The following is a 12,229-nucleotide window of genomic DNA, read 5'->3' on the forward strand; positions in this document are numbered from 1 at the left end:
CGTGATGACCGTCGTCCTCCGCGTCGGTTCAACGACGCGCAGGGTGGCGGTGAGCAGCGTTCGGGTGGGTTCAACCGTGACGATCGCCGTCCTCCCCGTCGCTTCAACGATGAGCAGCGTGGTGGTGAGCAGCGTTCGGGTGGGTTCAACCGTGATGACCGTCGTCCTCCGCGTCGGTTCAACGACGCGCAGGGTGGCGGTGAGCAGCGTTCGGGTGGGTTCAACCGTGACGATCGCCGTCCTCCGCGTCGGTTCAACGACGCGCAGGGTGGCGGTGAGCAGCGTTCGGGTGGGTTCAACCGTGATGACCGTCGTCCTCCGCGTCGGTTCAACGACGCGCAGGGTGGCGGCGAGCGTCGCTCCGGTGGGTTCAACCGTGACGACCGCCGTTCCGGTGGTGGCCGTGGCTTCGACAAGGGGCGGGACGAGCGCCGTTCGTTCTCCGGCAGGCGCCGGGAGGCGGCCGAGGAGCGGCCCGCGCCCAAGCACGACGATCCGCTGCTGCCCGAGGACGTGACGGGCGAGGAACTGGACGCCGACGCCCGTGCCGAGCTGCGCGGCCTGCCGAAGGACCTGGCGGCCCGGGTGGCGCGGCACCTGGTCATGGCCGGCCGGATGGCCGAGGAGGACCCGGAGCTCGCCTACAAGCACGCCAAGGCCGCGCGGCGGCTGGCGTCGCGGGTCGGGATCGTGCGGGAGGCCGCCGGGCTGGCCGCCTACCACGCCGGGGAGTGGGCCGACGCGCTGGCCGAACTGCGGGCCGCGCGGCGCCTCAGCACCGCCGAGGACGCCTACCTGCCGATCATGGCGGACGCCGAACGCGGCCTCGGCCGCCCCGAACGCGCCCTGGACCTGATCAAGTCGGCGGAGGCCGACCGGCTCGACCAGATGGGCCGGGTGGAGCTGCGCATCGTCGAGTCCGGCGTGCGCCGTGACCTGGGGCAGCTCGACGCCGCCGTGGTGACGCTCCAGATCCCCGAACTGCGGGACCGGCGGCTGCGGCCGTGGTCGGCGCGGCTGTTCTACGCCTACGCCGACGCGCTGGTCGAGGCCGGACGCGAGGAGGAGGCGTCGGACTGGTTCGCCCGCGCCGCCGCCGCCGACCGGGACGGCGAGACCGACGCCGCCGAACGGTACGCCGAGCTGGAGGGCCTGGAGATCCTCGACACCGAGGAGACCGACGGGACGATCCGGGAGGCGCAGGCCGCCGTCGCGGTCGCCGAGGCCCTGACGGCGGTCGAGGAGGCCGACGACGAGGCCGACGACGCCGACGGCGATGCCGGGGACGACGCGGACGCGTTCGCCGAGGCCGCCGCGGCCGACACCGGCGATGACGCCGCCGCCGTCGCGCTCGCCGAGATCGAGGCCGAGAAGGACGCCGCCGAGGAGGACGAGGACGCCGCCGGGGCCGGGCCGGTCCCGGCGACGGCGATCGCGTTCCAGCCGGCCGAGCCGGAGGTCGTCGAGCAGGTCGAGACCCCCGAGGAGGCGCCGGAGCCGGTGGTGTTCCGCGAGCCCGAGCCGAAGCCCGAGCGGGACGAGCCACCCGCCGAGTGACGCGACCGAGAACAGGGCGCTCCCCGCACGGGGAGCGCCCTTTTTTCGTCGACGCAGGTCAGGCGTGCCTGCTGAGGGCGTGCATGATCCCGGCGACGTTGCTCTCGACGTCGTTGAGCAGCTCGTACTTGGCGGTCAGCTCCGCGCCCTCGCGGGTGATGGCGTAGCGCTCGTCGGTGCGTTCCCGGACCATCGCGACGGCGTGGTCCAGGTCCAGGCCCTCGTCCTTGGCGGCCCGCACCGTGTCCACCCAGATCCGCAGCTCCTCCGCCGAACGCCCCAGCGTCTCCTCCACCTCGCTCACCGGCCCGTAGTGGGCGAACAGCAGCCGCTGCGGCCCCAGGTCCCCGAACCTGCGCAGTGACGCCAGCGCCGTGTCCAGGTCGAAGTCCGGCGGCGGCGTCGCGGGCCGCACGTCGGCGGTCTCGGGGATGTAGATCCCGGCGGCGTCGCCGACGTACAGGTCGCCGGTCGCCGAGTCGACCAGCCCGACATGGTGCTTGGCGTGCCCGGGGGAGTAGTGCGACTCCAGCCGCCGCCCGCCGCCCAGGTCGATGACGCCGGTCTCCTCCACGGCCCGGATCCGCACCGCGTCGGTCGGCCTCAGCTCCCCGAACAACGTGTCCAGGGCGTCCCCGTAGACCATCCGGGCGCTGCGCATGAGGCGTTCGGGGGAGGCCAGGTGCCGCGCGCCCTTCTCGTGCACGACGACCTCGGCCTCGGGGAACATCTCGGCGATGTCGCCGACGCCGCCCGCGTGGTCCAGATGGATGTGGGTCACCACCACGGTCGCCAGGTCGCGCGGTCCGACGCCCAGCTCCTCCAGCGCCCGTCGCACCACCGGCGCGGACCCGGCGGTGCCCGGCTCGACCAGGCACGGCCGGTCCGACAGGATCAGGTAGCCCGCGGTGATGCCGCTGTAGCCCGCCATCCGGGTGTCGATCTCGTAGACGTCCCCGCCGAGCGGCGTGATCGTGGTCGTGGTGTCCATGGGACGATCATCGCCCCGGACCGCCCCCGCCCGCCATCCCCGGCGGCGTCACCCCAGGTCGAGCAGGCGCAGCACCAGCCCGGTGCGGGGCTTGGGGCCGAACGAGGTGGACTTGCGCGGCACGCGTTCCCCGCCTGCGGCCACCGCCAGGACGTCCTCGACGCGCAGCGGGTTGAGGATCACGGCGGTGCCGCCGGTGCGGCGGGCGCGCGCGTCGGCGGCGGCCGGGTCGTCGTGCACGACCTCGACGCTGTGCTCGTCCTCGGGGACCTTCCAGACGTCCTCGACCAGCAGCCGGTCCAGCACGGCGGTGTCGAGGGCGCGCCGGCGCTCGGAGTGGCCGTCCGTCATCACCTGCGCCAGCCGGGCGGGGTCCGGGCCGGTCAGCAGGTGGAAGGCGTCCCCGCCGCCCAGCAGGAACGCCGGCCGCGGCGCCTCGGCCAGCGCCGCGACCGCCTCCGCCAGACCGGCGAAGGCGGTGGTGTGGAACACCTCCGCGGCGCGTTCCGCGGCCGTGTCCGGCGGCAGGCCGGGCAGCACCCGGTGGATGGCCCCCAGATGCGGCGGATAGCGCGTGGAGTCCACCAGCAGCGCCAGCCCGTGGTCCCAGGGCCCGGGGCCGTCCCCGGCGCGGTGGTGGCGCGCCTGGAGCGCCCGGTAGGTGGCGTACCGGTGGTGCCCGTCGGCGATCAGCGCCTGCCGGTCGCGCAGGTCGGCGGCGATCCGGGCGTGCAGGGCGGGATCGGCGAGCCGCCACAGGCGGTGGGTCAGGCCGTCGTCGGCGCGGAACTGCATGACCGGCGGCGTCCGGTCGGCGGTGCGGTCCACGATCCGCGCGGCGTCCCCGCCGCCCTCGTAGATCAGGAAGATCGGTTCGAGGTTGGCGTTGGCGGCGGTCATCAGCGCCAGCCGGTCGCGGACCGGGCCGGGATAGACGTTCTCGTGCGGCAGCACCACGCCGTCGGACTCGGCGCGCAGGCCGAGCGCGCCGATCAGGCCGCGCTGCAGCACCCGCCCGCCCGACGCCGCCTCGTAGACGTACAGGCCCGGCTCGGGGTCGGCGGCCAGCGCGCCGTCGGCCAGCCAGCGGCGCAGCGTCGCGGCGGCCTCGCCGTAGCCCTCCCCGGCGGCGCGCGGCAGGATCAGCCGCACGATGTTGTGACCGTCCTCACCCCGCAGCCGCGCGACCTCCGCCTGGTCGATCAGGTCGTAGGGCGGGGTCGTCACGGTGGCCAGATCACCCACCACCCGCGGGTCGAACCGCACGCCCCGGAACGGCGCCAGCACCAGCCCGCCGCCCCCGCCCGGCGCGGCCGATCCGAAGATCTGGGCGCTGAACTCCTCCGGCGAGGGGCCGGAGGGGAGATCGTCTTTCACCATGGGCATGGTAATCCCCGACGGATGCCCGCGCTCGGGGCGGGTACGGTCAAGACGATCGAGGTCCGAGGGGAGGTCCATATGAGTGTTCAAGGACCAGGCGGCCGCGACGATTCCCCGCACGACGAACCCGGCGAGCAACCCGCCGCCCCCGAAGGCGGCGTCTACGAGTGGTACACCCGGGGGCTGGAGCTGCTGCGCTCGGGCAGTCCCGCCGCGGCGGTGCAGCTGCTGGCCCGCGCCGCCGAGGCCGAACCGCACTCGCGCAGCATCCGCGAGGCGCTGGGGCGGGCGCAGTTCGGGGCGCGGCTGTTCGACGAGGCCGCCGGGAGCTTCCGGTGGATCGTGGAGCGCGATCCGGCCGAGGACTACGCGCTGTTCGGGCTGGGGCTGTCGCTGAGCCGCATGGGCGACTTCACCGGCGCGGTGGAGCCGCTGGCCCTGGCGGTGGCGATGCGCCCCGACAACAAGGACTACGTGCGGGCGCTCCGGCACGTCCGGGCCACGCTGGAGGCCCGCCGATGAGAGAGAAGGAACATGAGAGCCAGTGACCTGCCGTTGAGCGAGGCCTACGACGTGGCCCTGCTCGACCTGGACGGGGTCGTCTACATCGGGAGGCGGCCCGTTCCGGCGGCCGCCGAGTCCCTCGCCAAGGCGCGGGCGGCCGGGCAGCGGCTGGCGTTCGTCACCAACAACGCCTCCCGCACCCCCGCCGCCGTCGCCGGCCTGCTGCGCGACGTCGGGGTGCCCGCCGACCCGCGGGACGTGGTGACCTCCGCGCAGGCCGCCGCGCGGCTGCTGGCCGAACGGCTGCCCGCCGGCGCCGGGGTCCTGGTCGTGGGCGGCATGGGGCTGCGCAAGGCCCTCTACGACCGGGGCCTGCGGCCGGTGTCGACCGCCGCCGAACGGCCCGCCGCCGTCGTGCAGGGCTACGAGCCGGGCCTGTCCTACGGGCTGATCGCCGAGGGGGCCAAGGCGGTCCGCGAGGGCGCGCTGTTCGTCGGCTCCAACGGCGACTACACCATCCCCGGCGGCGACGGCCCGCCCAAGCCCGGCAACGGGTCGCTGCTCCAGGTCATCAGGTACGCGACCGGGATCGACCCGATCGTGACCGGCAAGCCGGAGCGGCCCCTGCACCACGAGTCGATCCTGCGCACCGGCGCGCGGCGGCCCCTGGTCGTCGGGGACCGGCTCGACACCGACATCGAGGGCGCCCACAACGGCGGGGCCGACAGCCTCCTGGTGTTCACCGGCGTCACCGACCCCCTCGGCGCGCTCACCGCCGGGCCCCGGCACCGCCCGACCTACCTGGCCCCGGACCTGACCGGGCTGCTGGTCCCCCACCCGGAGGTCGGCGGCGACGGCGACACCCGGTCCTGCGGCGGCTGGACCGCCCGCTGGAACGGCGACCGGATCGCGCTGGAGGGCGACGGCGACGCCTACGACGGCCTGCGGGCCCTCGCGGCGGCGGCCTGGCGTTCGGAGACACCCGCGCCCCGCGAGGCCGTCACCGACGCCCTGGGACGCCTCGGCCTGTAGCCGAGCCCGTCATCCGAGCCCGTCATCCGAGCCCGTCATCCGAGCCCGTCATCCGAGCCCCGGCTGAACCGCCGCCCGCTCCCGCCCGTACGGACGGAGCGGGGAATGGATCGGCCGGGGGACGCCGCGCGCGTCCTCCGGCCTCTCACCGGACCCCGGCCGCCGGGCCCCGTCACGGGGGCCACGATCACAACAGCTTGCGCAGCCGCAGCAGGTCGAAGATGCTCGCCTCGATCTTCAGCCGGCCCGACGCCCACGCCCTGGCCGGATTCAGCTCGTCGTTGGCCAGCGCCACCAGGTCGTCGCTGGTCACCGTCAGCCGCACCTGCGCGCTCCTGGGCTTGTCGGTGGGGGTGAAGCCGTCCAGTCCGCCCTGGTGCAGGCGGGTGCGGTACGCCACGTCCAGATCGGGGATCCGGACGCTGATCGTGCGCTCGACGACGTGCTCGGCGAGCTTGTCGTCGTCCACCTCCGCCAGCCGCTCGGCGACGCGCGTGAGCGCGGTGCGGCAGTCCTCCTCGTTCGCCATGGTCAGGCCGTTCCCCGTTCGGTCGGCAACGATGTCGTGGAGGGACGGTAGCGTTCTGACTGAGCCCGAAGCGACTCCCGGCGCTCGGCCGGGGGTCTTCTTGGAGGTAAACGTGATGTCCGACGAGGCAGCGGGGGAGCCAACGGCGGCGCCCCCGCCGTCCCCGACGCCGTCGCCCGCCCCGGCCCCCGCGCGGGGGACCGGCGACGCCCGCGTGGACGAGGCGCTGGCCCGGCTGGACGCCCTGGGCGGTGCGCCGGTCGCCGCGCACGTGGCGGTCTTCGAGGACGTCCACCAGCGGCTACAGGAACTGCTGGTGGCGGCCGACGAGGAGGAGGGCGGCCCGCCCGTCCCCCGGCCGCCCGGCCCGGGGACCGCCCCGCCGCGCCCGGGACCGCCGCGGGGCCCGTTCCCGGGACCGCGCGCATGAGCCGCCACCGGCTGGACGCCGAACTCGTCCGCCGCAAGCTGGCCCGCTCCCGCGAGCACGCCGCCCAGCTGATCACCGAGGGGCGGGTCAAGGTCGGCGGGCAGATCGCCGCCAAGCCCGCCACCCAGGTCGACACCGGCGCCGCGATCGTCGTGGAGACCGCCGACACCGGCCCCGAGTACGTCTCGCGCGGTGGCCACAAGCTGGCCGGGGCGCTGGCGGCGTTCACCGACCTGAAGGTGCCGGGCCGCACCGCGCTGGACGCCGGGGCCTCCACCGGGGGGTTCACCGACGTGCTGCTGCGCGCCGGGGCCGCCCGCGTGTACGCCGTGGACGTCGGCTACGGCCAGATCGCCTGGTCGCTGCGCACCGACGACCGCGTCACCGTGCTGGAGCGGGTCAACATCCGCGATCTGACGCCGGCGATGCTCGGCCAGCCCGAGGCCGTGCCGCCGGACCTGGTGGTGGGCGATCTGTCGTTCATCTCGCTGAAGCTCGTGCTGGGGCCGATCCGCGCCTGCGTCAGCCCCGACGCCGACTACGCGATGATGGTCAAGCCCCAGTTCGAGGTCGGCCGCGACCGCGTCGGGGCGGGCGGCGTCGTCCGCGACCCGGCGCTGCGCGCCGACGCCGTCCGGGGCGTCGCCGAGCACGCCGCCACGCTCGGCCTGGGCGTGCGGGGCGTGACCGCCAGCCCCCTGCCCGGTCCGTCGGGCAATGTGGAGTACTTCCTGTGGCTGCGCGCCGGAGCGCCGCCCCTGAACGAGGCCGACCTTGGGAAGGCCGTCACGGAGGGCCCGCAGTGAGCAAACGGACGGTGCTGGTCGTCGCGCACACCGGTCGGCCCGGCGCGGTGCGCAGCGCGCAACTGGTGATCGAGCGCCTCACCGAGGCGGGCATCGCGGTCCGCGTCATGTCCGACGAGGCCGGTGACATCGGCTGCGCCGGCGCCGACGTGCTGCCCGCCACCTCGGCCGCCGCCGAGGACGCCGAGGTGGTCATCGTGCTGGGCGGCGACGGCACCCTGCTGCGCGCCGCCGACCTGGCCCGCCCCGTCGGCACCCCCCTGCTCGGCGTCAACCTCGGCCACGTCGGGTTCCTCGCCGAGGCCGAGCGCGAGGACCTGGCCGCCACCGTCGACCGGGTCGTGACGCGCCGCTACGACGTCGAGGAGCGCATGACCGTCGACGTCACCGTGCGCCTCAACGGCACCGTCGCCGGCACCACCTGGGCGCTCAACGAGGCCAGCATCGAGAAGGCCGAGCGCGAGCGGATGCTGGAGGTCGTCGCCGAGATCGACGGCCGTCCGCTGTCGCACTGGGGCTGCGACGGCGTGGTGTGCGCCACCCCCACCGGCTCCACCGCCTACGCGTTCTCCGCCGGGGGACCGGTGGTGTGGCCGGAGGTGGAGGCGATGCTGGTGGTGCCGATCAGCGCGCACGCCCTGTTCGCGCGCCCGCTGGTGGTGTCGCCGCGGTCGGTCGTGGCGGTCGAGGTGCTGCCCGACACGCCGCGCGCGGTGCTGTGGTGTGACGGACGTCGCACCCTCGACCTGCCGCCGGGCGCGCGCGTGGAGGTACGGCGCGGCAGCGCGCCGGTTCGCCTGGCACGGCTGCACCTGACGCCGTTCACCGACCGCCTGGTGACCAAGTTCGGGCTGCCGGTGACCGGCTGGCGGGGCCGCGCCCGGGCGCGCTCGGAGGAGGCGGCGGGGGGACAAGAGAGATAATCTCCTCAGGCGCTGAACCGGGATCTGTTTTTGCGAGGGGTTGTGACGCTGGTGCGTCCGATGGTCGATGAGGTACGGATCCAGGGCCTCGGTGTGATCGACGAGGCCGTGCTCGATCTGTCCCCGGGCTTCAACGTCGTCACCGGCGAGACCGGGGCCGGCAAGACCATGGTGGTCACCAGCCTGGGCCTGCTGTTCGGTGGCCGCGCCGACCCCCAGCGGGTCCGGCCGGGCGCCGACCGCGCCACCGTGGAGGGCCGGATCGTGGTCGATCCGGGCGGCCGGGTGGTGGAACGCGTCGAGGAGGCCGGCGGCGAGCTCGACGACGACACGCTGATCGTCATGCGGTCGGTGTCGGCGGAGGGGCGCTCCCGGGCGTTCCTGGGCGGCCGGTCGGTCCCGGTCAGCATGCTGATCAACCTGGCCGACGAGCTGGTGGCGGTGCACGGCCAGTCCGACCAGCAGCGGCTGCTGCAGGCCGGGCGGCAGCGCGCCGCCCTGGACCGCTACGCCGGGTCGGCCCTCACCAAGCCGCTGCGCGCCTACACCCGCACCTACCAGCGGCACCGCGAGGTGTCGGCGCTGCTGGAGGAGCTGACCACGCGGGCGCGCGAACGGCAGCAGGAGGCCGACATGCTGCGGTTCGGCCTGGAGGAGATCGAGAAGGTCGACCCCAAGCCGGGCGAGGACGCCGAGCTGGCCGCCGAGGAGGAGCGCCTCGGGCACGCCGACGCGCTGCGCGGCGCGGCCGACCTCGCCCACGAGGCGCTGCTGGGCGACCCGGCCGCCGCGATCGAGGCCCCCAACGTCACCGGCCTGCTCGGCCAGGCCCGGCACGCCCTGGACGCCGTGCGCGACCACGACCCCGAGCTGGCGGCGCTGGCCGACCGGCTCGCCGAGGCCGGCTACCTGATCGCCGACGTGTCCACCGACCTGGCCGCCTACGCCGAGTCGATCGACGCCGACCCGGTCCGGCTGGCCGCCGTCCAGGAGCGCCGCGCCGAGCTGACCGCCCTGACCCGCAAGTACGGCCAGACGCTGGACGAGGTCCTGGCGTGGTCGCGGAACTCGGCCGTCCGCCTGACCGAGCTGGAGGGCGACGACGACCGCATCGAGGAGCTGCGCGCCGAGCACGGCGAGCTGTCCGAGCGCCTGGCGGCCGAGGCCGCCGAGCTGACCACCGTGCGCACCCGCGCCGCCGAGCGGTTCTCCAAGGCCGTCACCGAGGAACTGAAGGCGCTGGCGATGCCGCACGCCCGCGTGCACGTCACCGTCACCCCCACCGGGGACCACGGCCCGCACGGCGCCGACGAGGTCGAGGTCCGGCTCGCCCCGCACCCCGGCGCGCAGCCGCTGCCCCTGCACAAGGGCGCCTCCGGCGGTGAGCTGTCGCGCGTCATGCTGGCGATCGAGGTGGTGTTCGCCGGGGCCGACCCGGTGCCCACGTTCGTGTTCGACGAGGTCGACGCGGGCGTCGGCGGCAAGGCGGCGGTGGAGATCGGGCGGCGGCTGTCGCGGCTGGCCCGCAACGCCCAGGTGATCGTCGTCACGCACCTGCCGCAGGTCGCCGCGTTCGCCGACCAGCACCTTCTGGTGGAGAAGTCCAACGACGGCACCGTCACGCGCAGCGGCGTCACCGCGCTGGACCGCGAGGGCCGGGTCCGCGAGCTGTCGCGGATGCTGGCGGGACTGGAGGACTCCGAACTGGGCCGGGCGCACGCCGAGGAACTGCTGGAGATGGCCGCGCAGGAACGCGGCTGATCCGCGCCCCGGCAGGGGCGTCGACCCCATAACCACCGACAGTGCGCGAACGGACACGCCTCGCCGTTCGTCGTTACCGATGTCCCCTCCCGCGCTCTGGCAGGATGTCAACCGATGAACGACCCGTCTCCGATCACCGACCGCCGCGCCCGCCTGTCGTCCCGGCTGCCGCGGCGACTGCCGTTGGGCCTGCCGCGGGGGCGGGGCCGGGAGGAGGACGGCGCGATCGCCGCGGTCGCGCGGCTGGACCGCCGCACCAAGGACCTCACCAAACGGCTGCAGCCCGGCGAGATCGCCGTGATCGACCATGTCGACCTGGACCGGGTCAGCGCCGAGGCGCTGGTGTCCTGCCAGGTCGGCGCGGTGGTGAACGTGGCGCCCAGCATCTCGGGCCGCTACCCCAACCTCGGCCCGCAGATCCTGGTCGAGGCGGGCATCCCGCTGGTCGACGACGTCGGCCCCGAGATCTTCGTCAAGATCGGTGAGGGGGACCAGCTCCGCGTCGACGACGCCACCGTCTACCGGGGCGACGAGGTGGTCGCCAAGGGCACCCGGCAGACGCCCGAGTCGGTCGAGACCTCGCTCGTGGAGGCCAAGGCGGGCCTGGCGCACCAGCTGGAGGCGTTCGTCGCCAACACGATGGAGTACGTCAAGCGCGAGCGCGACCTGCTCATCGACGGCGTGGGCGTCCCCGACGTCAGGACGAGGATCGAGGGACGGCACGCGCTGATCGTGGTGCGCGGCTACCACTACCGCGAGGACATCGCCACGCTGCGGCCCTACATCCGCGAGTACCGCCCGGTCCTGATCGGCGTGGACGGCGGCGCCGACGCGCTGCTGGAGGCCGGCTACCGCCCCGACATGATCGTCGGGGACATGGACTCGGTGTCCGACGCCGCCCTCACCAGCGGCGCCGAGATCGTCGTGCACGCCTACCGGGACGGCCGCGCGCCCGGCCTGGCGCGGGTGGAGGAGCTGGGCCGCGAGGCCGTGGTGTTCCCCGCCACCGCCACCAGCGAGGACATCGCGATGCTGCTGGCCGACGACAAGGGCGCCACGCTGATCGTCGCGGTCGGCACGCACGCCAACATGGTGGAGTTCCTCGACAAGGGCCGCGCGGGCATGGCCTCGACGTTCCTCACCCGGCTGCGGGTGGGCTCCAAGCTCGTCGACGCCAAGGGCGTGTCGCGGCTGTACCGCAGCCGGATCTCCTCCTGGTCGCTGCTGTTCCTGGTGCTGGGCGCGTTCATCGCCATGACCACCGCCGTCGTGATGTCGCCGGCCGGCGACGTCATCCGGCCGCTGCTGGCCGAACGCTGGCACTCCTTCCTCTTCTGGCTGACCGGACTCTTCACGTGATCGATTTCCGTTATCACCTCGTCTCCATCGTCGCGATCTTCCTCGCGCTGGCGCTCGGCATCATCCTGGGCTCCACCACCCTGTCGCAGTCGGTGACCGCCGGGCTGCGCCGCCAGGCCCAGTCGGTGGCGCAGACCAACGAGCAGCTCAAACGCCAGCAACGGCAGCTGGAGAGCCAGTTGAAGGGCGAGGACCAGTTCGCCGAGGCGCTGGGACCGCAGTTCGTCGCCGAGCGGCTCAAGGGCCAGTCGGTGGTGCTGGTGGAGACGCCCGGCGCCTCCAACGACTCCATCGAGAAGGTCGGCGAGCTGCTCAAGGCCGCCGGGGCGACCGTCACCGGCCGCGTCACCGTGCAGAAGAAGTTCCTGGACGACGACCAGCGCACCACCGTCGACGAGCTGGCCACCCAGTTGCGGCCCAGCGGCATGAACTTCCCCGCCGGGGCCGGCCCCTACGACAAGGCCGCGGCGGTGCTGGCCAGCGCCCTGGTCACCCGCGACGCCGCGAAGGCGGGCCGCGAGGACGCCGCCGGAGGGACCATCCTCAACGGTTTCCGCGAGATGGGTTACCTGACCACCAGCGGGAAGCCCGGCTCGCATGCGACACTCGCCGTCGTGATCGCACCGTCGGTCCCCTACGCCACCGAGGGCGGGGACGAGGACAACAAGGCCCTGATCTCGGTCGCCACCGGGCTGGACGCCGCCGGACGCGGCGCCGTCGTCGGCGGCCCGGCCACCGCCGCCCAAGAGGGCGGCCTGATCACGGCCCTGCGCGACTCCGACACCGAGAAGACCATCTCCTCCACCGACGCGGTGGACACCGCCTCCGGCCAGGTCGTGACCGTCCTGGCGCTGCAGAACGAGCTCGCGGGCAAGTCCGGCCAGTACGGCACCGGCTCGGGCGCCAGCGGCTACCTGCCCACCCCGGTGCCCGCCGTGGGGAAGAACGGGTGACCCC

The 12,229-nt window shown here is 74.4% G+C and carries 13 protein-coding genes; 9 read left to right on the forward strand and 4 right to left on the reverse strand.

Features of this window, described 5'->3' with window-relative positions:
• The coding region (locus tag HNR61_RS33405) for a hypothetical protein (RefSeq protein ID WP_220510192.1) at positions 1-489 on the reverse strand (489 nt) is incomplete at its 3' end.
• Between the two features lie 24 nt (positions 490-513).
• Between HNR61_RS33405 and HNR61_RS33410 the strand changes: the two genes are divergently transcribed.
• Positions 514-1,557 (forward strand): tetratricopeptide repeat protein, encoded by a 1,044-nt coding sequence (locus HNR61_RS33410; protein ID WP_312898224.1) that lies wholly within the window; start codon positions 514-516, stop codon positions 1,555-1,557.
• Positions 1,558-1,615: 58 nt separating this feature from the next.
• Here the strand turns inward: HNR61_RS33410 and HNR61_RS33415 are convergent, their stop codons facing one another.
• Both HNR61_RS33415 and HNR61_RS33420 read right to left on the reverse strand, forming a co-directional pair.
• A complete protein-coding gene (locus HNR61_RS33415; RefSeq protein WP_182847150.1) occupies positions 1,616-2,548 on the reverse strand; it encodes an MBL fold metallo-hydrolase in 933 nt (310 codons plus the stop codon).
• 48 nt (positions 2,549-2,596) lie between these two features.
• Positions 2,597-3,928: a DUF1015 family protein gene (locus HNR61_RS33420; RefSeq protein WP_312898252.1), complete on the reverse strand. Its 1,332-nt coding sequence runs from the start codon at positions 3,926-3,928 to the stop codon at positions 2,597-2,599.
• A 78-nt stretch (positions 3,929-4,006) separates the two neighbouring features.
• Here HNR61_RS33420 and HNR61_RS33425 point away from each other — a divergent pair, with 78 nt between their 5' ends.
• Both HNR61_RS33425 and HNR61_RS33430 read left to right on the forward strand, forming a co-directional pair.
• On the forward strand, positions 4,007-4,450 hold the full coding sequence (locus HNR61_RS33425; protein WP_220510116.1) for a tetratricopeptide repeat protein: 444 nt from the start codon (positions 4,007-4,009) through the stop codon (positions 4,448-4,450).
• Positions 4,451-4,462: 12 nt separating this feature from the next.
• Complete coding sequence (locus HNR61_RS33430; RefSeq protein ID WP_182847152.1) at positions 4,463-5,464, forward strand: HAD-IIA family hydrolase; 1,002 nt, start codon at positions 4,463-4,465, stop codon at positions 5,462-5,464.
• Between the two features lie 187 nt (positions 5,465-5,651).
• Here the strand turns inward: HNR61_RS33430 and HNR61_RS33435 are convergent, their stop codons facing one another.
• The gene (locus HNR61_RS33435) at positions 5,652-5,993 is read right to left on the reverse strand and encodes an SCP2 sterol-binding domain-containing protein (protein ID WP_182847153.1); all 342 of its coding nucleotides are present in this window, start codon (positions 5,991-5,993) and stop codon (positions 5,652-5,654) included.
• Between the two features lie 115 nt (positions 5,994-6,108).
• On the opposite strand from HNR61_RS33435, the gene HNR61_RS33440 reads away from it, so the two are divergent.
• The 6 genes from HNR61_RS33440 (at position 6,109) to HNR61_RS33465 (ending at position 12,225) form a co-directional block, all read left to right on the forward strand.
• Complete coding sequence (locus HNR61_RS33440; protein WP_182847154.1) at positions 6,109-6,423, forward strand: hypothetical protein; 315 nt, start codon at positions 6,109-6,111, stop codon at positions 6,421-6,423.
• Entirely contained in the window at positions 6,420-7,229 is an 810-nt protein-coding gene (locus tag HNR61_RS33445) for a TlyA family RNA methyltransferase (protein WP_182847155.1), read from the forward strand. Before HNR61_RS33440 ends, HNR61_RS33445 begins: the two co-directional genes overlap by 4 nt.
• Positions 7,226-8,152, forward strand: coding sequence for an NAD kinase (locus tag HNR61_RS33450; RefSeq protein WP_182847156.1), 927 nt, complete (start codon positions 7,226-7,228; stop codon positions 8,150-8,152). Before HNR61_RS33445 ends, HNR61_RS33450 begins: the two co-directional genes overlap by 4 nt.
• Before the next feature lie 60 nt (positions 8,153-8,212).
• Complete coding sequence (gene recN, locus HNR61_RS33455; RefSeq protein WP_182847157.1) at positions 8,213-9,913, forward strand: DNA repair protein RecN; 1,701 nt, start codon at positions 8,213-8,215, stop codon at positions 9,911-9,913.
• A 114-nt stretch (positions 9,914-10,027) separates the two neighbouring features.
• Positions 10,028-11,272, forward strand: coding sequence for a putative cytokinetic ring protein SteA (steA, locus tag HNR61_RS33460; RefSeq protein ID WP_182847158.1), 1,245 nt, complete (start codon positions 10,028-10,030; stop codon positions 11,270-11,272).
• A complete protein-coding gene (locus HNR61_RS33465) occupies positions 11,269-12,225 on the forward strand; it encodes a copper transporter (protein ID WP_182847159.1) in 957 nt (318 codons plus the stop codon). The genes steA and HNR61_RS33465 overlap by 4 nt, the downstream gene beginning before the upstream one ends.
• Positions 12,226-12,229 lie beyond the last annotated feature (4 nt).

This window comes from Actinomadura kijaniata, from assembly GCF_014138665.1.
GTDB lineage: Bacteria > Actinomycetota > Actinomycetes > Streptosporangiales > Streptosporangiaceae > Spirillospora > Spirillospora kijaniata.